The 22,417-nt window shown below is 61.2% G+C and carries 17 protein-coding genes; 6 read left to right on the forward strand and 11 right to left on the reverse strand.

What is annotated here, in order from left to right; all coding sequences use genetic code 11:
- Positions 1-30 precede the first annotated feature (30 nt).
- Positions 31-1,422 carry an NAD-dependent succinate-semialdehyde dehydrogenase gene (locus J2Y83_RS09725; RefSeq protein ID WP_253394750.1) on the reverse strand — a complete coding sequence of 464 codons (1,392 nt, stop codon included), beginning with the start codon at positions 1,420-1,422 and terminating at the stop codon, positions 31-33.
- 375 nt (positions 1,423-1,797) lie between these two features.
- On the opposite strand from J2Y83_RS09725, the gene adhP reads away from it, so the two are divergent.
- Both adhP and J2Y83_RS09735 read left to right on the forward strand, forming a co-directional pair.
- On the forward strand, positions 1,798-2,808 hold the full coding sequence (gene adhP / locus J2Y83_RS09730; protein WP_253394752.1) for an alcohol dehydrogenase AdhP: 1,011 nt from the start codon (positions 1,798-1,800) through the stop codon (positions 2,806-2,808).
- A 193-nt stretch (positions 2,809-3,001) separates the two neighbouring features.
- Positions 3,002-3,763, forward strand: coding sequence for an SDR family NAD(P)-dependent oxidoreductase (locus J2Y83_RS09735; protein WP_253394754.1), 762 nt, complete (start codon positions 3,002-3,004; stop codon positions 3,761-3,763).
- A gap of 86 nt (positions 3,764-3,849) precedes the next feature.
- Here J2Y83_RS09735 and J2Y83_RS09740 read toward each other — a convergent pair whose 3' ends face one another.
- Together J2Y83_RS09740 and baeS are read right to left on the reverse strand one after the other, a co-directional pair.
- A complete protein-coding gene (locus tag J2Y83_RS09740) occupies positions 3,850-4,533 on the reverse strand; it encodes a response regulator (protein WP_253394756.1) in 684 nt (227 codons plus the stop codon).
- A 3-nt stretch (positions 4,534-4,536) separates the two neighbouring features.
- On the reverse strand, positions 4,537-5,922 hold the full coding sequence (gene baeS, locus J2Y83_RS09745; RefSeq protein ID WP_253394758.1) for a sensor histidine kinase efflux regulator BaeS: 1,386 nt from the start codon (positions 5,920-5,922) through the stop codon (positions 4,537-4,539).
- A gap of 144 nt (positions 5,923-6,066) precedes the next feature.
- Between baeS and J2Y83_RS09750 the strand changes: the two genes are divergently transcribed.
- The 4 genes from J2Y83_RS09750 to J2Y83_RS09765 all read left to right on the forward strand — a co-directional run bounded on the left by J2Y83_RS09750 (position 6,067) and on the right by J2Y83_RS09765 (position 12,567).
- Positions 6,067-7,251, forward strand: a complete 1,185-nt coding sequence (locus tag J2Y83_RS09750) for an efflux RND transporter periplasmic adaptor subunit (protein WP_253394760.1) — start codon at positions 6,067-6,069, stop codon at positions 7,249-7,251.
- Between the two features lie 2 nt (positions 7,252-7,253).
- Positions 7,254-10,388, forward strand: coding sequence for an efflux RND transporter permease subunit (locus J2Y83_RS09755; RefSeq protein ID WP_253394762.1), 3,135 nt, complete (start codon positions 7,254-7,256; stop codon positions 10,386-10,388).
- Positions 10,385-11,779 (forward strand): efflux transporter outer membrane subunit, encoded by a 1,395-nt coding sequence (locus J2Y83_RS09760; RefSeq protein WP_253394763.1) that lies wholly within the window; start codon positions 10,385-10,387, stop codon positions 11,777-11,779. Before J2Y83_RS09755 ends, J2Y83_RS09760 begins: the two co-directional genes overlap by 4 nt.
- 86 nt (positions 11,780-11,865) lie before the next feature.
- Entirely contained in the window at positions 11,866-12,567 is a 702-nt protein-coding gene (locus J2Y83_RS09765) for an MlaA family lipoprotein (protein ID WP_253394764.1), read from the forward strand.
- Between the two features lie 95 nt (positions 12,568-12,662).
- Here the strand turns inward: J2Y83_RS09765 and J2Y83_RS09770 are convergent, their stop codons facing one another.
- From J2Y83_RS09770 to J2Y83_RS09805, 8 genes are all read right to left on the reverse strand, one after another.
- Positions 12,663-13,661 (reverse strand): helix-turn-helix domain-containing protein, encoded by a 999-nt coding sequence (locus tag J2Y83_RS09770; RefSeq protein WP_253394765.1) that lies wholly within the window; start codon positions 13,659-13,661, stop codon positions 12,663-12,665.
- A 71-nt stretch (positions 13,662-13,732) separates the two neighbouring features.
- Positions 13,733-15,211, reverse strand: a complete 1,479-nt coding sequence (locus J2Y83_RS09775; protein WP_253394766.1) for an aldehyde dehydrogenase family protein — start codon at positions 15,209-15,211, stop codon at positions 13,733-13,735.
- Positions 15,212-15,283: 72 nt separating this feature from the next.
- Positions 15,284-16,132 carry a VOC family protein gene (locus tag J2Y83_RS09780; RefSeq protein ID WP_253394767.1) on the reverse strand — a complete coding sequence of 283 codons (849 nt, stop codon included), beginning with the start codon at positions 16,130-16,132 and terminating at the stop codon, positions 15,284-15,286.
- Positions 16,133-16,154: 22 nt separating this feature from the next.
- Positions 16,155-17,801 carry a bifunctional 3-(3-hydroxy-phenyl)propionate/3-hydroxycinnamic acid hydroxylase gene (locus J2Y83_RS09785; RefSeq protein ID WP_253394769.1) on the reverse strand — a complete coding sequence of 549 codons (1,647 nt, stop codon included), beginning with the start codon at positions 17,799-17,801 and terminating at the stop codon, positions 16,155-16,157.
- Between the two features lie 30 nt (positions 17,802-17,831).
- A complete protein-coding gene (locus J2Y83_RS09790; RefSeq protein ID WP_253394771.1) occupies positions 17,832-18,644 on the reverse strand; it encodes an IclR family transcriptional regulator in 813 nt (270 codons plus the stop codon).
- A 3-nt stretch (positions 18,645-18,647) separates the two neighbouring features.
- Positions 18,648-19,499 carry a fumarylacetoacetate hydrolase family protein gene (locus J2Y83_RS09795; RefSeq protein WP_253394773.1) on the reverse strand — a complete coding sequence of 284 codons (852 nt, stop codon included), beginning with the start codon at positions 19,497-19,499 and terminating at the stop codon, positions 18,648-18,650.
- A 232-nt stretch (positions 19,500-19,731) separates the two neighbouring features.
- Complete coding sequence (locus J2Y83_RS09800; protein ID WP_253394775.1) at positions 19,732-21,177, reverse strand: carotenoid oxygenase family protein; 1,446 nt, start codon at positions 21,175-21,177, stop codon at positions 19,732-19,734.
- Between the two features lie 45 nt (positions 21,178-21,222).
- Entirely contained in the window at positions 21,223-22,404 is a 1,182-nt protein-coding gene (locus J2Y83_RS09805) for an MFS transporter (RefSeq protein ID WP_253394777.1), read from the reverse strand.
- Positions 22,405-22,417 lie beyond the last annotated feature (13 nt).

The following is a 22,417-nucleotide window of genomic DNA, read 5'->3' on the forward strand; positions in this document are numbered from 1 at the left end:
GTTTCTAGGGACAAAGAGCGCTGTTGAAACTCAGAACGGTGCGTCGATATCGACCACGACAATCAGCTTGTGGTTGACGAACTCCTTGAGCCCGAGACCGATCAGCTCGCGGCCGTACCCCGAGCGGCGCACGCCACCGAAAGGCAGATCGGCTTCGACCTTGGTCGGGTGGTTGACGAACACCATCCCCGTGGAGATTTTCTTCGCGACTTCTGCGCCATGCGCCGTATCCCGGGTGAACACCGAGCCGCCGAGGCCGAACGGCGAGTCGTTGGCGATGCGTACTGCATCGTCTTCATCCTTGGCGCGGAACACCATGGACACCGGGCCAAAGAACTCCCAGTAACGAGCGGGGTTGTCCTCGGCGACATCGGTCAGGATCGTCGGCTGCACGAATGCCCCATCGACAGGCACGGGTGGCCCGACTTCTTCGGCCTTGGCGCCGAGCTTCACCGCGTCGAGGATCTTTTGCTTGACCTCATTGGCGGCGCTTTGCGAGGAGAGCGGCGCCAGGGTCGTCTTCGCATCGAAGGGATCGCCGGCGACCAATTCCGCGACGCCCTTGCGATAGAGCGCGAGGAAGTCGTCATAGACCGCATCGACCACGATCATGCGCTTGGAGGACACACAGACCTGTCCGGCATTCCAATGCCGGCCGAACACCGCCCATTGGCTGGTTTTCGCCAGGTCCGCGTCAGCCAGCACGACGAAGGCGTCGGCGCCGCCGAGTTCCAGGGTGGACTTTTTCAGCGCTTTGCCCGCTTGTGACGCCACCACCGCGCCGGCGCCTTCCGAGCCGGTCAAGGCGACGCCCTGCACGCGGGCATCGTTGATGATCAGCTCGATCTGCGAACGCGTGGCGTACAGATTACGGAAGGCGCCATCAGGCAAACCGGCATCCTTCATCAACTTTTGAAAGCGCGCCGCGCTTTGCGGCACATTCGCCGCGTGTTTCAGCAGCACGGTATTCCCGGCAGAAAGCTGCGGCGCCAGAATGCGGGCGATCTGGTAATAAGGGAAATTCCACGGCTCAATCGCCAGCAGTACGCCGAGCGGTTCGCACACGAGCACAGCCTCACCCTCGGCAGGGTCGAGAACCGGGAGTTTCTCCGGTTTGAGCAGGGTTTCGGCATTGCGCACGTAGTATTCGAAGATTTTTGCCGACAGCTCGACCTCAGCTTTCGCCTCTGCAAACAGCTTGCCCATCTCCAGCGTCAGTACCTTGGCAAAGGCGTCGCTGTCCTTGCGCAGGATATCGGCGGCATTCTGCAGGATGCGTGCGCGCTCGGCGAAAGGCGTGTCCTTCCAGGCCAGGAAGGCCTCATGGGCCTTGGCGATGGCTGCGGTGACCTCTGCATCGGTCGCATCGGGAAAGGTCTGCAGTGTCTCGCCGGTATAGGGATTGATCGTTGCATATGCCATGTAAAAGCTACTCCAGAACCGTTTCGACTAATGGGCCAACCCGCCGCTGAGTGCATGTGCCGGGACTGATGAAGGTACACGAGGAACGGGTTTCAAGCATGGAGCGAAAGGTCGCATGTCCATAGACACACGACATGCAGGGGAATTCACTTGACTTCAAGGGCTGCGACGACCATCACTAAAAGATGCGTGTCGCTCTGCCGATCCGCGTCGCCAGTTGTCCGCCGTCAGCGGTGGCGAGCATTGCGCCAGACCTCGGACTGCTTGAGCGGTTGGGGTTTCGGATGACGCTTATGGCGATTGGCTGCTGTCATCCTTTGTCACTTGTTGGACCTACTGCAACGCAAGCTCACTCACGGATACAAGGAGATAAGTATGAAAGCTGCTGTTGTTGCCCAAGGGCAACGCGTGAACGTGACCGAAAAAACATTACGGCCTCTGAAACATGGTGAGGCTCTCCTCAAAATGCAGTGCTGCGGGGTCTGCCATACTGACCTGCACGTCAAGAACGGTGATTTCGGTGATAAAACCGGGGTGATCCTTGGCCATGAAGGCATCGGTATCGTGCAGGCGGTAGGACCCGGCGTCACCTCGCTGAAGCCCGGTGATCGTGCCAGCGTAGCGTGGTTCTTCCAGGGCTGCGGGCACTGTGAATACTGCAACAGCGGCAACGAGACACTCTGCCGCGACGTCAAAAACTCCGGTTATACCGTGGATGGCGCAATGGCCGAAGAGTGCATTGTCGTCGCCGACTACTCAGTGAAAGTGCCTGATGGGCTTGATTCTGCGGCGGCGAGCAGCGTGACCTGTGCTGGCGTCACGACGTATAAAGCCGTCAAGGTTTCCAATATTCGCCCGGGGCAATGGATTGCGATCTACGGGCTGGGCGGCCTGGGGAATCTGGCGCTGCAGTATGCAAAAAATGTCTTCAACGCCCGGGTTATTGCCGTGGACATCAACGATGATCAACTGCAGTTCGCCAGGGAAATGGGCGCCGATCTGGTCATCAACTCTCGCAACGAGGATGCCGCAAAAGTTATCCAGGAGAAGGTCGGCGGAGCTCACGCGGCTGTCGTGACGGCCGTCGCCAAAGTCGCGTTCAACTCTGCGGTGGATGCCCTGCGTGCCGGTGGACGCCTGGTCGCAGTCGGCCTTCCGCCTGAAGCCATGAGCCTCAATATTCCTCGGTTGGTGCTTGACGGGATCGAGGTGGTTGGCTCGCTGGTCGGCACTCGACAAGACCTCGTTGAAGCCTTCGAGTTTGCCGCGCAAGGCAAGGTGGTGCCGAAGGTAACAATGCGTCCGATCGAAGATATCAATCAGATTTTCGATGAAATGCAGGAGGGGAAAATCAAAGGCCGCATGGTGATTGATTTGAGTCATTAACGGGCCATTGGCAGCCGCTTAGGCGGCTGCCAATGTAGTGGTCTAATGAAACCGGACACCCATTTAGGCGAGAATGCTCGCCAGATCGAGGTGTCAGATGACCAAACAATGCCGCTCCTTTACGGCTGAATTCAAACGCGAGGCTGCCGACCTCGTGCTGATGGTTTTCTAGCAACCCATTCGAGATATCCCTATGAAACCCAATCCGACAATCGATAACGTATTACGCGTCGCGTTGGTTACAGGGTCCACTTCCGGTATCGGCGCAGCCATTGCACGTGCACTAAGCCGGGCAGGCTATGCAGTGGTGCTCCATTCGCGAAACTCTGCGGATACGGGACGCGCTATGGTTGCCGAGATGAAGCAGGCTATTTACGTGCAAGCTGATCTTGCTTTCGAAGCTGACAGGGTCAGGCTTATTAACGAGGCGATCGCCGCGTGGGGGCAGCTCGACGTATTGGTCAATAACGCCGGTATTAGCAGAGTCATTCCGCACGGCGACCTTGCCTCGGCCAACTCGACGGTGTGGCACGAACTTAACGAGATTAATGTCGTGGCGCCGTTCCACCTCGTCGCATTGGCCGAGTCGGCGTTGCGCGATGCCGCCCGTTACCGTCGAGCAGGTTGCGTCGTAAACATCAGTTCGCATGCCGGTATCCGTCCTAAGGGCGCATCGATTCCCTATGCGGTAAGCAAAGCTGCGCTTAATCACATGACCCGCTTGCTCGCGGTATCGCTTGGGCCAGACATTCGCGTAAACGCTGTGGCGCCTGGCTTGGTCGACACGCCTCTGACCGCAGAGTGGACAGAGGCCCAAGAGTTGTGGCGAACTCGCGCACCCATGCGCAGGGCCGCTAGCCCAGACGACATCGCAAAAGCTGTTGTAATGCTGGTCGAGTCGGACTACTTAACCGGCGAGATACTCCTCTCCGACGGCGGGTTGAATCTGACCTAGGTTTAGCGTGCTCCGGTATCTGGAGATGGTTGCAGGCGTTCCGCTTGCGCCTCGTTGACGGTGCCGATGCGTATTATTCCGAGATATCAGGCCTCGGAAAGCTGAAACCGATAACCGACCCCATACAACGATTCGATGGGCGTTTCCCCTGGGCACGCCTGCTCCAGCTTGCGCCGCAAGTTTCGGATATGGCTGTCCACCGTGCGGTCGGTGACCACGCGGTGGTCGGAGTAGATCTTGTCGAGCAGTTGGTCACGGGAAAATACCCGCCCGGCGGAACGTGCAAAGGTGCTGAGCAGTCGCAGCTCCAGCGGGGTGAGGTCCAGGGCGATGCCGTCTATTGACGCGCGATATTGCGCTTCGTCGATCAGCAGTCGCGGCGGGGCGTTGACCAGCAGTTGGGGGCCGCGGCGCAGGATGGCCTTGACCCGGGCCACCACCTCCCGGGGGCTGAAAGGCTTGCAGATGTAGTCGTCGGCGCCCAGGTCCAGGCCCAGCAGGCGGTCCACCTCTTCGACGCGGGCAGTGATCATGATGATTGGCACGGCGCTGAAACTGCGCAGGTCCTGGCAGACTTGCATGCCGTCACGCCCAGGCAGCATCAGGTCGAGCAAGATCAGGCGCGGTGTTTGCGCACGCACTGTCGGCACTACCTGTAAGCCGTTGTCCAGGCACTGGGTCGAGTAGCCTGCCGCGACCAGATAATCCTGCATCAAGGCGGCCAGCTTCGGTTCATCTTCGACAATCAGGATCGGGCTTTTGTCGCTCATGGTTCAGATATTCCGTGGCAAGCGCAGGGTCAGCCAAAGGCCACCGAGGGGAGAGTGAGCGGCGCTAAGGCTGCCGCCGTGGGCGAGGGCGATGTTGTGACAAATCGCCAGGCCCAGACCGGCTCCGCCACTGGCACGGTTGCGCGATGATTCGCCGCGATAGAAGCGCTCGAACAGGCGCGGCAACTGCTCGGCCGAAACCCCGGGGCCGGAGTCGATGAAGTCGATGCACACGTGGGTGCGATCGACGACGGCGCGGATGCGTATGAGCCCGTTCGGGTCGGTGTAGCGCACGGTGTTTTCCAGCAGGTTGGAAAACAGTTGCTGCAGGCGATTGGCATCGGCCAACAGTTCCATAGGCTGGGGCGGCAGTTCCAGTTCGACGCGCAGGTGCCGGTCGTTCAGGCGCTCCTGGAACATCGACACGCTGGCTTGCAGCAGTTGATCCACTGCGCACGCGCTCTTGCGGTAGGTCAGCGCACCCACATCCGCCAGGGACAGTTCATACAGGTCATCCACCAGCTTGCTGAGCATGCTGACCTCACCTTGCAACGACTTCATCGAGCCTGGGTTCAGGCTGCGTACACCATCCTCGATGGCCTCCAGCTCGCCGCGCAACACCGACAGCGGGGTGCGCAACTCGTGGGAGACATCAGCCATGAATTCGCGGCGCATCTGTTCATTGCGCTCCAGGGTGTAGGCGAGTTGGTTGAAGTCACGGGCCAATTGGCCCACTTCATCATTGGAGGCGACCGCCACCCGGCCACTGTAGTCGCCGCTGGCCAGACGGTGGGTCGCCGCGGCCACCCGTTTGACCGGCTCCAACAGCGTGCGGGCGATCCACCAGGCAATCAGCATCGCCAGCACCAGCGAAAAGGCGCCCATGACCAGGCTGGTGCGTAACTGGTATTGCTGGAACCGTTCGCCGCCGGCTTCGGTCACGCTCTGGAACGGGGTCACGGCCAGCCAGCCAACGGTTTCCTCGGCCACCACAATCGGGCGTAACAGGGCGTCGTCGCCGATATCCGGGTAGCCGTTCACGCGTTTTTTGTGTTCATCCAGCAAGGCGATGCGAAACAGCGCGCCTGTCAGGTCCGACGCCATGGGCGCACGCAAGTCATTCTTCGCCGGATCTTCGCCGACCTCGGGCCGCATAATGTCGAACCAGCGATCCGACCGGTTGCGCAGGAACTCCCAGCTGCCTTCACGCGCATAGGCACTGGCCAGGCGCGGCAGCACGGGGGCCATGCGCTCCAGCGCCTGCTCATTGAGATAACCGAGAAAGCCCCGCCCAAAACTCCAGCTCGTCGCCACACCCATGCTCAGGATGACCAGCAACACACCGGCCAGTACCGCAATAAACAGCTTGGTGGAGATACTCAGCTTCATGAAGGAGGGCCGTTAAGAATGGATCGGACCATTTAGGCCCTGGCGAAGAAAAGATTCAACCCGGCCGGGCAATCTTCAATTTTCCTGCACATTTGCCTTGCACGATAGCGCTGACTCAAGCAATCCCGTCTTGTAGAGGCCGTTATGTCGACGAAAATCATCGCCAAATACCTGGTAACCGCCGCGGTTTGCCTGTCTTTGTTCATTCTGGTCCTGCTGGGCGGTTGCTCCGGTGGCGAGCCGGCACCTCAAGCGATCACCCCCAAAGTTTCGGTGATCAGCGTAAAACCTCAGAGCCAAGTGCTGACCACCGAGTTGGCGGGACGCACCCAGGCCTTCATGGTGGCGCAGATTCGTCCGCAAGTCGGCGGTATCGTCCAGCGGCGGTTGTTCGTCGAGGGGGCGGATGTCAAGGTCGGGCAAGCGCTGTACCAATTGGATGCGGCGTCCTATACCGCCGCGCTGGCGCAATCCGAGGCGAGCCTGGTCAAGTACCGCGCCACGCTTAAATCGGCGCAGACCACCGCCAAGCGCGACGCCGAACTGGTGAAGATCAATGCCATCAGTCAGCAAACCAACGAGGACGCTCAGGCGACCTTGCTGACGGCCGCCGCCGACGTGCAAGTCGCCGAGGCGGAAGTCCAAACCGCACGGATCAACCTGGCTTACACGCGCATCACCTCGCCGGTCAGCGGGCGCATTGAAACGTCCACGGTGACCCCAGGCGCGCTGGTCGTCGCCAATCAGGACAGCGCATTGACCACCGTGCAGCAACTCGATCCGATCTATGTGGACGTGACCCAATCGACCACGGAACTGCTGCGGCTCAAGCGTGACCTGGCCAGCGGCGGGTTGCAGTCCAATGGCAACGGCGAGGCGCGGATCAGCCTGAAGCTGGATGACGGCACCACCTACAACCAGACTGGGCGGCTCAAGGTCAGCGGGGTGAGTGTCAACGAAGGCACGGGCACCGTCACCCTGCGTGCCGAATTCGCCAACCCGGACCACCTGCTGCTGCCGGGCATGTATGTACGCGCGGTGCTGGAACAGGCGCGCGATGACCAGGCCATTCTGATCCCGCAAAAAGCCGTGAACCGCAGCGCCAGCGGTGTGACCACGGCGTTGCTGGTGGTCGATGGCAAGATTGAACAACGTGAGCTGACCGTCGATCGCGCGGTGGGTAATCAGTGGTGGATCACGGCGGGCCTGAAGGCCGGTGATCAGTTGGTCGTCGAAGGTGGACAAAAAGTCCGTGCCGGCGCCGCCGTCCAGGTGCAGGACGCCAATGCTCAGGCGGCCACGCCGTCCACCCCTGCGAAGGAGGGTTAAGCGTGGCGCACTTTTTTATAGATCGACCGATTTTCGCCTGGGTCATCGCCATCGTGATCATGCTCGGTGGCAGCCTGTCCATCAGCCAGTTGCCGCTGGAGCAATACCCGGACATCGCGCCGCCCACGGTGAAGATTTCCGCGACCTACACCGGGGCCTCGGCCAAGACCGTGGAAGACTCGGTGACCCAGGTCATCGAGCAGCAGATGAAAGGCCTGGATAACCTGACCTACATGTCGGCCACCAGCAGCTCGGCGGGCAGCGCCAGCATCAGCTTGACCTTTACCGCCGGCACCGACCCGGATGTGGCCCAGATGCAGGTGCAGAACAAGCTGCAACAGGCCGAGTCGAGGCTGCCGCAATCGGTACAAAGCGAAGGCCTGACCGTGACCAAGGGCGGCTCGGACTTCCTGATGATCGTCGCCCTGGCATCGGATGACCCCAGCGTTACCGGCACTCAGATCGGTGACTACATTTCCACCACCTTGCTCGACTCCATCAGCCGCATAGACGGCGTCGGTGATGTGCAAACGTTGGGATCAGGCTACGCCATGCGTATCTGGCTGGACCCGGCCCTGTTGGAAAAATACGCGCTGATGCCTTCGGACGTCAGCAGTGCCCTGGAGGCGCAGAACACCGAAGTCTCCGCCGGGCAGCTCGGTGGCTTGCCGGCGATCAAGGGGCAGCAGTTGAACGCGACGATCAGCGCCCGCAGCAAACTGCAGACCGTCGAAGAGTTTCGCAATGTGGTGGTCAAGTCCAACAGCGAGGGTGCCGTGGTGTTGCTGGGCGATGTCGCAACCTTGGAGTTGGGCAGTGAAAGCTACGACATCAGCACCGCCCTCAACGGCAAGCCCGCCGCTGCCATGGGGGTGCAGTTGGCGGCAGGCGCGAATGCGCTGAACGTCGGCAAGGCGGTCAAGGCCAAGCTCAAAGAAATGGAGCCGTTCTACCCGACTGAAATGCAGCTTAAAAATGTGATTGCCTACGACACCACGCCGTTTGTCAGCCTGTCCATCGAGGAAGTGGTCAAGGCCTTGGGCGAGGCCATCGTGCTGGTGGTGTTGATCATGTTCCTGTTCCTGCAAAACCTGCGCGCGACGCTGATCCCGGCGATTACCGTGCCGGTGGTGCTGCTGGGCACGTTCGGCGTGTTGGCGATGTTTGGCTATTCGATCAATACCTTGACGATGTTTGCCATGGTCCTGGCGATCGGCTTGCTGGTGGACGACGCCATCGTGGTGGTCGAAAACGTTGAGCGACTGATGGGCGGCGGACTATCGCCCGTGGCGGCCACGCGTCAATCGATGCGTGAAATCACCAGCGCATTGGTCGGCATCACGATGGTGCTGAGCGCGGTGTTTATCCCCATGGCGTTTTTCGGCGGTTCCACCGGGATTATCTATCGGCAGTTTTCGGTGACCATTGTCTCGGCCATGGTCTTGTCGGTGTTGGTGGCGATGACCCTGACACCCGCACTCTGCGCCTCGTTGCTCAAAGCGCGCGACGGCCAGGGGCATGGTGCCCAGCACGGGTTCTTCGGCTGGTTCAACCGTACCTTTGAGCGTGCCAGCGCCGGTTACGAGCGTTGGGTGGGTGTGGTGTTGCGGCGCTGGGGGCGCAGCCTGTTGCTCTATGGCGGGGTGCTGGTGGTCATGGCGGTGGGCTACACGAGCCTGCCCACCTCGTTTCTGCCGGACGAAGACCAAGGGATCCTCCTGGCGCAGATCCAGTTACCGGTCGGCGCGACGGACAGCCGTACCCAGGACGTGATCAAGCAGTTCGAGGACTACATCCTCAAACAGCCCGAAGTCGAAGCGATGATCAGCATCAGCGGGCTGGGCATGGGCGGTAACAGCCAGAACACCGCACGGGCGTTTATCCGCCTCAAGGACTGGGACGAACGCGGTGGGCCTGGCCAGGGTGCGGCGGCGATTGCCCAACGGGCGACCATGGCGCTCTCCAGCATCGGCGATGCCAACGCTTTCGTCATGCAACCTCCGACCGTGCGCGGTCTGGGCCAGAGCTCGGGGTTCGACCTGCAACTCAAGGACCTCGCCGGCCTGGGCCATGATGCGCTGGTGGCGGCCCGCGAACAGTTTCTTGAGCTGGCCAGAAAAGATCCGCGCCTGCTGGGGGTTCGCAGCAACGGCCTGGACGATGCGCCGCAGCTCAAGGTCAGCATTGACGACCGCAAGGCCGGCGCCCTGAGCCTGAGTACCAGCGATATCAACACCACCTTGTCGACGGCGTTGGGCGGTACTTATGTGAATGACTTTCTCAACCAGGGCCGGGTGAAAAAAGTCTATGTGCAGGGCCAGGCATCCGCGCGCATGCAGGCTGCGGACCTTGATCATTGGTTCGTGCGCAACAGCAGCAATGAAATGGTGCCGTTCTCATCGTTTGCCAGCAGCACCTGGAGTTACGGCTCACCCTTGCTGGAACGCTACAACGGCAACGCCTCCCTGGAAATCGTCGGTGACCCCGCGCCAGGCGTGAGCTCCGGCGACGCCATGGACGCGGTGGAAGCCATCGTCCGGCAATTGCCCCAGGGCATCGGCTACGAGTGGACCGGGCAGTCCTATCAATTGCGCCTGTCCGGGTCCCAGGCCCCGCTGCTCTATGCACTTTCCGTATTGTTTGTGTTCCTGTGCCTGGCTGCGCTCTACGAGAGTTGGTCGGTGCCGTTTTCGGTGATTCTGGTGGTGCCCCTGGGGGTGATCGGTGCGGTGCTGGCGACCCGCGTCGCCGGGTTGAGCAACGACGTGTATTTCCAGGTGGGGCTGTTGACCACCGTGGGCCTGGCCGCGAAAAACGCGATCCTGATCGTGGAGTTCGCCAAGCACCTGCAAGAGCAGGGCAACAGCCTGATCGACGCGACGCTGATCGCGGTGCGCCAACGCCTGCGGCCGATTCTGATGACGTCGCTGGCCTTCATGTTCGGCGTGTTGCCGCTGGCCTTGAGTACCGGCGCAGGCTCCGCCGGGCGCCAGGCCATCGGTACGGGCGTGCTGGGCGGTATGTTCAGCGCCACGGTGCTGGGGATCTTCTTTGTACCGCTGTTTTTTGTGCTGATCCGCCGCCGTTTCGGCCGCGAGCGCAGCGCTAATCAATCTGCTCCGACAGGTGATGCATGATCAAGTCACACTGGCCTTTGCTGGCCGCCATGGTCCTGGGTGGCTGCGTCAACCTGGCGCCCCAGTATGAGCGGCCTGAAGCGCCCGTCTCCGGGCAATGGCTGCCGGCGGCCAGCCTGCCGAAAGGGCAGGTGGGTGCCGATGTCAAATGGCAGCAGTTCTTTACCGACAGCCGCCTGGCGCAGTTGCAGGCGTTGGCGCTGGCCAATAACCGCGATTTACGCCTGGCCAGCCTGAATGTCGAAAAGGCCCAGGCGCAGTACCGCATCAAGCGCGCGGACCTGTTTCCCACCATCGATGCGAGCGTCAGCGGCACCCACAGCCGTACACCCGGGTCGTTGTCCAACACCGGCACGGCGGCCACCACCCACGATTACAGCGCGCAATTGGGGCTGAGCAGTTATGAACTGGACGTGTTTGGTCGGGTACGCAACCTTCGGGATGAGGCGCTGGAAGACTACCTGGCGCTGACGGAAACCCGCCGCAGTACGCAAATCAGCCTGGTGGCCGAAGTAGCCACCGCCTGGCTGACCCTGGCCGCCGACAACGAACGGCTGCTGCTGGCCCAGGAAACCCTGACCAGCCAGTTGGCCACCTACGACCTGACCCAAAACAGCTATGCCTTGGGCGGCTCCTCCGCGCTGTCGGTGGCGCAAGCCCAGACCACGGTCGAGTCGGCGCGCGGCGATGTGGCGTCCTACGAGAGCCAGATTCTGCAGGACCGCAATGCCTTGCGCCTGTTGGTCGGCAGTGACCTTCCCGAGGCACTCTTGCCGGGCACGCACTTGGAGTCGGCGGCGGTGCTGGTGGACATACCGGCGGGGCTGCCGTCGAGCCTTTTGCAACAACGCCCGGATGTGCTGTCGGCGGAACACACGCTCAAGTCGGCGAATATCGACATCGGCGCGGCCCGTGCGAAGTTTTACCCCAGCATCAGCCTGACCGCCAACGCCGGCTCGTCCAGCTCGGCATTGGCCGGCCTGTTCAAATCCGGCAGCGGTGCCTGGACCTTTGCCCCGAGCATCAGCGTGCCGATTTTCGACGGCGGGAGTAACCGCGCGACCCTGGATTCGGCCAAAGTCGAGCGCGACATCCAGATACAGACTTATCAGCAAACCCTGCAGACCGCGTTCCGCGAAGTGGCCGACGCGCTGGCCGTGCGCAGCACCCTGGATCGCCGGATCGCCGCGCAACAGGCGCTGACCGACGCCAGTCGCAAAAGTTTCGAACTCTCGGACGCCTTGTATCGGGGCGGGTCGCAAAGCTACCTGGAAGCCTTGGATGCGCAACGCTCTCTCTACAGCGCCCAGCAGGACCTGATCACCCTGCGTCTGACCGAGCAGAGCAACCGCATCACGTTGTACAAAGTGTTGGGGGGCGGTTGGAATTAATGGCTCTGCCCGTTGCACACAGAAGCGCAGCGATGGAACGGCTTGCGTGCGTCAAATCGGCTAACTTCATTCAATGGGAAATAAACATGCGTGCCTATCGTTCCAATTTAAGCCGTTGCGTTCAGGTACTGACCTGCGCCTGTTTTATCACGCTTTCACCCCTTTCCCGGGCAGACTCCGACAAGGACCCCTGGGAACGGATTAACCGCCCCATCTTTTCATTCAATGACACGCTGGATACCTACGCACTGAAACCACTTGCCCAGGGTTATCAATTTGTCACCCCGCGCATTGCGCAAGACGGCATTCATAATTTTTTCAACAATCTGGGGGAGGTCAAGAACCTGGCGAACAATGTACTTCAAGCCAAGTTCCATAGCGCCGGGGTTGATACCAGTCGCTTGTTACTCAACAGCACCCTTGGCCTGGCGGGGTTGATCGATGTCGCGACGCCCATGGGGCTGCAGCGCAATGACGAAGACTTCGGTCAAACCCTCGGTTACTGGGGGGTAGGCAGTGGTCCTTATCTTGTACTGCCGCTCTTGGGGCCAAGCACGCTTCGCGATGCGCCGGCGATCTTTCCCGATATCTACGCCAACCCGGTTCGTTATATCGGCGACGTGCCTACGCGTAATAGCCTGTACGCCGTGGGCATGATCGACGGACGCGCTCAATATATAAAATCTGAAAAGCTCATCAGCGGGGATAAATACAACTTCATTCGAAGTGTTTATCTACAACACCGAGAGTTCAAGATTAACGATGGACACGTAAAGGACGACTTTTGATCGGTGCGTTTTGCACCTTGAGAGCAAGATACGCGCTGACACGATCCAACTGCGCCGTCCATCAAAGCCTGGGCTTCGATGGACGGCAACTGGCGTCATGCCGCACTGGGTTTCACGCGGGCGTCGCTGGCGGTTTCACGAAACAGCCGGGGCGACATGCCGAATGTCGATTTGAAATGCCGGCTGAAGTGAGAACTGCTGCCATAGCCCCACGCATAGGCGATCTCGGTGAGTGAGCGATGGGCCTGGTCGTGGTTGCGCAGGTCCTCGGCGCAACGGGACAAGCGCCGCTGCCAGATGTACTCGCTGACACTGCACCCCAGTTCGTCCTGAAATGCCCGATGCAAACTGCGCACCGAGCACTGCTCGGCATTGGCGATGCGTTCTATGCTCAAGTCGCGGTCAGCCAGGTGACGCTCGATATACGCCTTGAGGCGATTCTGTTTGAAGAAGCGGAAGTCGTGGTCGAGTTGCTTTTCATCTTGCTTGTTCTTCAGCGCATTGTTCAGCAGCCCCGCGATACTGTCGCCGATCAGCCCGGCCGACTGGCTGTTGAGCAAGGGATATTGGTGGTAAGCGTCGCTGATCAAGTGCATCAACATGCGCCCCAGCCCGTTACGGCCGTTCAAGTGCATGTTGCCGGTCTGCGTCAGTTGCCCGGCGGTGCCCTGGAATAACAGGATAAAGTGCTCGCAGCCCTGGGTACTGGTGACGCTGAAGGGTTTGCCGCAGTCGACCAGGAGCATTTCGTCCGGCGCGACGCTGCTGTTTTGCTGGCCTTGCTCGAAGTGACTGACGCCGGCGACTTGCAGTATCAACATACGCGGCGTGTCGATGACATCGAGCGCCTTGCTCAGGTGGCGTGAATAGCGATGGGCACTGGCGGTCATGCGGCAGAAACGCAGCTGGCCCAAGTCACCGTATTCCAGGCGACCCTGGAAGTTGCCGTTGTGCAACGGGTCGATGTTGGTGGACTCCAGGCGCTTTATATACTCGGGCGTGCGACCCAGGTGATCGCTCATGAACTCCTTCCACTTCATCAGCCGATCAGAGCGAACGACCTGATCAGTGGACACGCAGGCTAGATTATTCATTGTTTCGCCTTTTGTTTTTTGTTTTGGGCTGAAGGGGCAAGGTGTGAGCCTTGCCCGTTCCGGACAGACGATCAGAAAGGGTAATTATGGCTCCCGGCTTGCCAGGTGACCCAATGGGCCCGGGTAAACTCATCCAGTGCATAGTGACCGTTGAAGCGCCCAAGACCGGAATTCTTTTCGCCGCCAAACGGTGCGTTGGGCTGATCATCGACGGTGATGTCGTTGATATGGGTCATGCCCGCCACGATGCCACGGGCAAAACTCAGGCCGCGCGCCATATCACGGGTAAACACCGCGCTGGACAAACCGTACTCGCTGGCATTGGCCAACGCCAGGGCATGGGCCTGGTTGTCGGCGATCAGCAGCGGCAGCAACGGCCCGAAGGTTTCATCGCGGGCCAAGGCCTGGTCGGGGCTCACTTCGCCGAAGACATGGGCCGGCAGCACCAGCCCGCGAGCCTGGCCGCCACACAACTGCTTGAGACCGGCGCGCTCGGCGGCGGCGATCTTCCCCAGCAGACCATCGAGCTGACTCTGGTTGACCACCGGCCCGATCACCGTGTCGGCCTTGGCCGGGTCACCGGTTTTGAGCTTGCGTACACGCTCCACCACCAGGGCCGCGAAGTCGGCATACAGCGAGCGGTCGACAATGACCCGGTTGACGCTCATGCAGATCTGGCCCTGATGCAGGAAGCGTCCGACGACTGCGGCATGCGCCGCTATCTCGATGTCCGCATCTTCCAGCACCACCAGCGGCGCGTTACCGCCCAGCTCCAGGGCCACGCGCTTGATGTGCTTGCCGCCGGTGGCGATGCGCCCGACATTGCGTCCCACGTCGGTGGAGCCGGTGAAGGAGATCAGGCTCGGTATCGGGTGCTCGACGAACGCATCGCCAATCTCCGAACCCGCGCCGACCACCACGTTCAGCGAGCCCGCCGGGAACCCGGCTTCTTCGAACAGATGGGCAATCAACAGGCCGCCGGTAACTGCCGTATCACTGGCGGGCTTGAGCACCACGGTATTGCCCAGCGCAAGGGCCGGCACCGCCGAGCGCATGCTCAGGTACAGCGGGAAGTTCCACGGGCTGATTACACCGACCACCCCCAGCGGCTCGCGAAATACGAAGCTCTGTTCGCCAGGCTTGTAGCTGGTCAGGATCCGGCCTTCAACCTGCATCGGCAGCGTTGCGCACTCGCGAACCAGGTTGAGGGTGAACTGCCACTCCATGCCCGCCTTGATGCGGGTACTGCCGGACTCGCGGATCAGCCAGTCGATGATTTCTTCGCTGCGGTTCTGGATGACCTGGGCGAGTTTTTCCAGCTGCGCACTGCGCTGGGTCGGGTGCAGCGCTGCCCAGTCGGTTTGCGCGCGCTGGGCAGCCTGGTAGGCGTCATCCAGGTCGGCCACCGAGGCCAGGGGCATTTCCAGCAAGGCTTCGCCGTTGAAGGGGTTACGGTCGTCCAGGCGTCGTGCAGAACGACCTGCACGCCAGGTGCCGTTGATGTATTGATCGCCGTTGATGGCGTAGGCCGCGAGTATTGGAGTTGTCATAGTCTTACCTTAGAGGCAGGTAGCCGCGTCGATTGAGGGTGGGTGAGGGCAGACCCTTTAGGTTGTGCGTATTCAGCTTCGGATCCAGGCGCGTCCCCAGGCGTTGAGGGTGTATTCCTCCTGCGGCCAGACGCCAGGCGGGCGCGTGGCCTCGGTGATCTCCAGCTCGGCCGAGAACTCCAGGCGGTTGCGGTCGGCATCGACCACCATGAAGAACAGGTTGTTGCCTGGGCCATGGCGTCCCGGGCCGAAGAACAAGGTGATGCGTTCCTTGGCGAAGCGGTCGCCCCAGTCGCGAATGTCGTTCCATTCGTTGGTTTCGTAACAGTGGTGATCCCACTCGTTTTTCGACCCGCGGAAGAACGCCAGGGAATGGTGTTCATCGTCCGAACGCAGGAAGCAGGTGGTGAGCTGGCCGCTTTGCTCGTCGACGACATTGTCCGAGACGGTGAAGCCCACGGTGTTGACGTAGAAGTCGATCATCGCTTCCAGCTCCGTGGTCTGGAACACCACATGTTGCAGGCGGCCCGGCATGCCGTTGCGGTCGAGCGTGGACGCGCCGCGAGACACGCCAAATAGGGTTTGTCGACCCTGGGGGTCACGGATTTGAAAGGCACCCGTTTCCAGCAGCGGCGAGTCGAGCGCTTCGACGTTACAACCGTTGCCGAGCAGGCGCGTGCGCAGTGCGCTCAAGTGCGCTTGGCTGCCCAGGTCATACGCCGCCGCGAGCAGGCCGCTATGGTCGGCGGGCGAGATCAGCATGGCCCGTTGAGGCCCCTGGAGCAGCCAACTGCCGTCAGCCTGCGCCAGGCCGTCCATGTCCAGCAGGCGCCGATAGAAGTCGACTTGCTGCTGTGGATCTTTGCTCGCCAGGTGCAGGTAGCACAGGCGGGCGGGGGTGGAAGTCTGCAAGGTTTGCATAAACACCTCTGGGTCTGAAGGTTCAGGGGTAGACGGGCGCCATGCCCGGCTCAGCTGCGCAGTGGCTTGTCAGCGTGATGCCGAACAACGACTGCAAGGATTCGGCGACCTGATCGTGCGTGGTCCTGTCGAAGATGGCGGCGACATAGCGATCCGGGCGCAGCAGCAGAAACTTCTGGCTGTCGCCGAGCAGCTCCTTGAGCGCGTTCTCACGGTCTTGCAGCACGGTGCAGCCGGGGATCGACGGCAGCGTCTGAACGTGCGCGGGCAGGATCAGGATGCGTTTGGCCTCCAGGTGGTCCCACAGACCGTGCCGTAGTTCATCAAGGCGTTGGTGGGTCGGGTCGCCATATTGGATCAGGGCAAAACCGGCACCGATGGTCGTGTCCAGCAGTTGTGTGTGGCCTTGGGCATCGGTCAGCAATGGCTGAGCAAACATTTGCCCGCAGGCCAGCTTCCCGGCCTTGCCTTCGGGCAATACCAGGCCTTTGGTAAACCGTGGTTTGGGCTTGAAGCGCATTTGCAGGAAATAATCGCGCAGCGGCGGCACCAGGCCGATTAATGCGAATGCCGTGCTGATCAGGCGCGCCCGCAGCACGGTGGCCGGCGCCATGACCACGCCAAGGTTCAGGGCCAGCTTGATCAAGGCCCAGGCATGGTCGCGTCGCTCGCTTTCGTAGGACAGCAGGGCGGTCGCGGCCATTTGGCCCTTGAGCACGGCGATCAGCTTCCAGCCCAGATTGTGCGCATCGCGAACGCCGCTGTTCATCCCTTGCCCGGCGTAGGGTGGGGTCAAGTGCGCGGCATCGCCGGCAAGAAATACGCGGCCGACCTGCCAACGCTCGGCGACGCGGGCATGAAAGGTGTAGACCGTCTTGCGCACGATGGACACCGGGGCATCGCCCTTGAACGGACGCAGCAGCGTGTGCAGGCATTCGGGGCTGAGCACCTGCGCATCGGTTTCGCCCGACTTGAGCTGGAACTCAAAGCGCCGAGTACGGTGCGGGCCGGGCACTTCCACCACCGGGCGGCGGGCATCGCAATACACGCGGGTCTGCCAGAAGGGGTCGTCATCCTGGTCGGTATCGACCACCAGCCAGCGTGAGGAGAAGCTCGACCCTACCATCTCGATCCCCAGTTGCTTGCGCACCGGGCTGCGACCGCCGTCGCAGGCGATCAGGTAGCTGGCCTTGACGTCGAGCAGTTGGCCATCGGCATCCTTGATCAACGCGCGCACGCCATGCGGGTCTTGAGTGAACTCGAGCAGTTCGTGATTGAAGCGCGCTGTCAGGTTCGCAAAACGTTCAAGGCCGACCTTCAGCGTGCTTTCGAACAGCGGCTGGCGAAACGCATTACGCTTGGGAAACCCATATAACCTGCCGGTGGGCTCGACCTTGCCGAAGCAACGCCCGCCCGCGCGGGTGAAGTAATGCACGCCATAGCCGGGCACCACATCGCGCAACACGGCGTCATCCAGCCCGATGGCTTGCATAGTGCGCAAGGATTCATCGTCGATCGAGACGGCGCGTGGTTCGGTCACGGTGCCGGGTTTGCGGTCGATGATCAGGGTGTCCACATTGGCCTGGCCGAGGAGGTTGGCCAGGGTCAGTCCGGTAGGACCGGCACCGATGATCAAGACTTGGGTGCTGAAGCTGTTGAGGGTTGTCATTGTTATTCCCTTCCAAAGTTTTCAGTCTGGCTACGCGGGGTGGTGGGTGAGCGTCGCCATGCGCTGCGACAACGCCTGCGCGAGGGCCTGCATGTGTGCCCCTTGTTGCGCTTCCAGTGCGTTGTCGCGCTCCTGAATCGGACGAAGGCAACTGATGCTGCCGACCACCTTGCCGTCGCTGTCGAAGATCGGTGCCGCGAGGCCGTAGACGCCGGGATCAATTTCAGCCGCGCTGGCGACATACCCCTGACGGCGCAGTTGCTGCAGCGAGCGGCGGAACTGTTCCCAGGTCTGCCCCAGATGGCTGGCGCGCACTTCATCGGGGTTTTCCAGAAACAGCTGGCTGTGCTGGCGCGACGTCATGTTGGCGAGGATCGCCTTGGAGGTCGCGCCGCGGAACAGCGGGCGGGGTGAACCACGGGAGTAGCTGACCTCGCTGAACAAGTCGCCGTGCTGGTGGATACACACCACCTGGTCCTTGAACAGTCGACAGATCAGCCACACCTGTTGCTCGCTCCAGCGTGGCAGGTCCTGCTCCAGGGCGTGTGCTGCGCGCACCAGCGGGTCGCTCAGGCGCAGTTGGCGGTCCCAGGTGATAATCCGCGCGCCCAGCGCGTAGCGGCCGGCTTCGACCTGAAACAACAGGTTCGCCTCGGCCAACTCGCGCACGTAGCGGTAGATGGTCGACCGCGTGTAACCCAGCGCAGCGCCCATCTCGTCGACCGCCCAGATCGGGCTGGCCTCGGTAAATAAGTCCAGCACCCGCAGCATGCGTTCCAGGCTTGAGCCTTTGCTATCGGCGTCCTGCTCGGGCAGGTGCTCTGATTCAGGCAATAACTTCATGGCTTACTGCTCATCGGCGATGCTGTTGCGCAGGATGCCGATGCCCGAGATCTCGACCTCGACGGTATCGCCGGGCTTCATCCATACCGGCGGTTCGCGGAATGCGCCGACGCCACCGGTGGTGCCGCTGACAATCACATCGCCGGGCGCCAGTTCGGTGAAGGTGGAGCAGTATTCGATCAGGTGGCGCACGTCGAAAATCATGTCGCTGGTGCGGGTGTGTTGCATCACTTGGCCGTTCAGGCGCGTGGTCAATTCCAGGTCTTGCGGGTCGCCGATCTCATCTGAGGTCACCAACCAGGGACCGAAGCCGCCGGTGTCCGGGAAATTCTTGCCCGGCACGAACTGGATGGTGTGCTTCTGCCAGTCACGGACGCTGCCATCGTTGTAGCAGGCATAACCGGCCACATACTCCAGCGCATCTGCGGCCTTGACGTGGCGCGCGGTTTTGCCGATGACCACGGCGAGTTCGCCTTCGAAATCCAGCTTGTGCGAAGCCTTCGGACGAATGATCGGTTGCAGGTGCGCAACCTGGCTGTCGGCGAAACGCGTGAAAATCATCGGGTAGGTCGGCATTTCACGACCGGTTTCACGCACGTGGGTGGCGTAGTTGATGCCGATGCACAGCACTTTGCCCGGGTTCTCGATCACCGGCAGGAACGTGACGTCCGCCAATGCTACGCGTGGCAGCGGGGCCAGGACGGCCGGCGTCAGTTCACCCAGGCGATTGATGGCGATGGCCTGCTTGAGGTCGGTGCCAAAGGTGGGTTTGACCGATTCCAGGTCAATCACCTGAGCACCCTCAACCACGCCGTAGGTGGTACGGCCTTGAACGATAAAGCTCGCGAATTTCATGAAGTGTCCTCTCGGAAAGGGGAGCGGGGGTGGACTGCAATGGACTTAATCTAGTCTTGCGAATTAATCCTGTAAAGTGGGATTTTTGTAGAAATCCTGCATTTCGGAATAAATGAATTTTTTCTGTTCGGTGATCGGATCGCGGCCCGAAACGCCAAACAGCCCGTGCCATTCCAGCAAGTGGATGGCTACGGGCGTGGCGATTGGAGGAGGGGGGGAACGCTATGCCGCTTTAGCGCGGTGCCCAGCAGCCATGCAGCGACATGCGCATACGGAATGGGACTTTGATACGGGCGATGGGGCCGGCCGCCATGTCAGTGGAGTCCAGCACCACCAGCTCGCTGCGGCCTTCGGCAATGAGGTTGAGCAGGCAGACCACGTAGCCATCGCCTTCCGCGGCCTCAGCGGAGCGTGGAATGAAAATGGGTTCCTGAAAGCACCCGCTGTCCCCGGGAAACCAGGCATCGGTGACGCCGGTTGTCAGGTTGATGTGAGCCAGCAGGTTAAAGAATTGAAACGGCATCGGTCCATTCGCCGAGTTATAGGGCCGCTCCGGATCAAAGGCGAGCAGGAATCCGTGTTCATACTTGCGACCGATGTAACGGTCATCGCAACGGGGAAACTCACAGGGATAGTCCGTCAGCGCCTGCGGTTGCAGTTCGTCCTGTGCGCTGCTCAGGTCAAAGACCCAGCGCATCAGGCTGGCCGCCAGGGTTTCCGGCGGCGGTACGAAACCGTCTGCCTGGGGGAAGAAGTAGAAGACGTTGCCACCGGTGACCGGCATGTCCAGATAGACCTTACCGTCTTCGTCGAACGCATTCAGGGTATGGCCCTGGAAGCCGTCCTTGGGCCCTTTGAACCACCGCACGTCGCGCGCGTCGCCGTGGCGCGGCACCACGGCAAACAGTTGGGGCAGCTCGGGTTGCCACTGGAAATGCTGGCCGCCTTTTTTCATGCGCTCGACGTCCACCGTCAGGGGGATCAGCGGGAACACCACATAGTGCTCGGTGACCGCGAAGTCGTGGACCATCGCGGCGTAGGGCGCCTGGAACCAGATCTGGTGCAGCAGTTTGCCCTGCGGTGAAATTTCGAAATACGCCATGTCCGGTGTGCCGTCGCCTTTGGCTTCGTAGCTGAAGGCCAGCAGGTTTCCGGTCAACGGGTCGAGCTTGGGATGGGCGGTGAAGGTGGCTGACTCGATCTGCCCGTCGAAATTCCACTCGCCGAGGGTTTCCAGCGTGTGTGGGTCCAGCGCCCACGGCATGGCATCTTCCTTGAGTGCCAGCAGCACGTTGTTGTGCGGGATCACGGAGGTGTTTGCCGTGGTGTTGTTTTTTGCCGCGAGCGGGTCGTTGGTGTAGGCATTGCGATAAACGCCGTTGAGCGAACGCCCTTCACGGCGCTGGGCGACCAAACGATCGGTGAGCACATAGCGCCGACGCAGCGAGACCCTGCCATCGGCAAAATAGAAGCCGCTGACCATGGCGTCGCCGTTGAAGAAGATATCGGTGCCCAGCATGGGCGGGTATTGCGGGTCCGGCGAGACTTGATAAAAGGTGCCGCGGATCGCCTCGGGAATGCCGCCTTCGATCTCAAGGTCGTACACCTCGCCCTCTACGCGGCTGGGGGCGTACAGCGCGCCGGAAAACTCGGGGGTTTGGGGAAATGGAATATTCATCGCGTCATCTCATTGATCCAGTGGGTTCACGTCAGGGCAGGGTATTCAGGCAGATTGCGGCGACAGGGCCGGTGTGCGCGGTTTGACGCCTCGACGAAAGCGCGCCACCACCAGGCACGAAATGATCAAGGCCACGACATACGCCGAGGCTGCCAGCCATCCCACCGCCCGAAAATGCCCTTCGCCGACCACCAGCGCGGCGCCAAACGGCCCCAGCCCTTGACCGACAAAAATCGCCGCATTGCCCAGGCCGGCCAATCGACCGGAAGGGTCCAGTTCGGCCGCCATCGACAGCAGGTAGGGCAGGCTGAAAAACCACACCATATGGATCAGGCACGCGGTGGCGGCAAACGCGACGGTACTGTCGCCGTAGACCATGACCAGGGTCGCCAGCAACGCGGTACCAAAACTCAGCAGTTGCGGAAACAACAGGCCCAGACGGCGCCCCAACAGCCCGGAGAGCCCGGCGCCCAGGGCACCGGCAAGGATGCTGCCGCCGAGGATGGCGCCGATTTGCTGGGGCTCCAGGCCAATGCTTTTACCAATGCGTTCCTGATACACCCACAGCGCCGAGTGTCCGAAAAACAACAGTGCAAACAGCATGATCAACAGCACAGAGGTCAGCCCGAACGGCTGAGCCGCACCATGGGCGATGCGATGGGCATCAGGGTAGTGCCTGGGGATTTTCCAGCAACCCAGCGCCGCGAGCAGGCTGGTGATGGCCAGCAAGCAAAACGCGCCCTGCACACCAAACGCCTGCAAGAGCGTGGGCATGGACGTCACCAGCAGCATGCCCCAGAGCAGGTTACCGATATTGATCACGGCAAACGTCGCGTCTTTCGACCTGCGCAGCGCAGCGGTCGCATACACCACCGCCATGACCGCGCCCCCGCTGGCGCCGCAGATGATCCTGAACACCACCAGCCAAGTCTGGCTGTGCAGTTGCGTGCTTGCCAGGTTGCCGGCGGCCAGGATCAGCAAGGCAACCAGCGCAAAGCGGCGGCGGTCGACCCGTGCCATAAACAGCGCACAGACGCCGCAGGCCATTGCCATCGCTATCAGCTCGGCGGCGAAGATCGCGCCGATGGCATTGAGCGGCAGCCCCAGTTGATCAATCAGCGCGCCGCCCAGGATCGGCTGGATCTGCAGCGTTCCCAGGGAAATGACCATCATCAGGCAAATAGCGCCCAGTGATTTCTTGCTGTCGATGGAGTCGAGCGCATTCATCACACATCACCTC

Source organism: Pseudomonas marginalis, assembly GCF_024169655.1.
GTDB classification, from domain to species: domain Bacteria; phylum Pseudomonadota; class Gammaproteobacteria; order Pseudomonadales; family Pseudomonadaceae; genus Aquipseudomonas; species Aquipseudomonas paraveronii.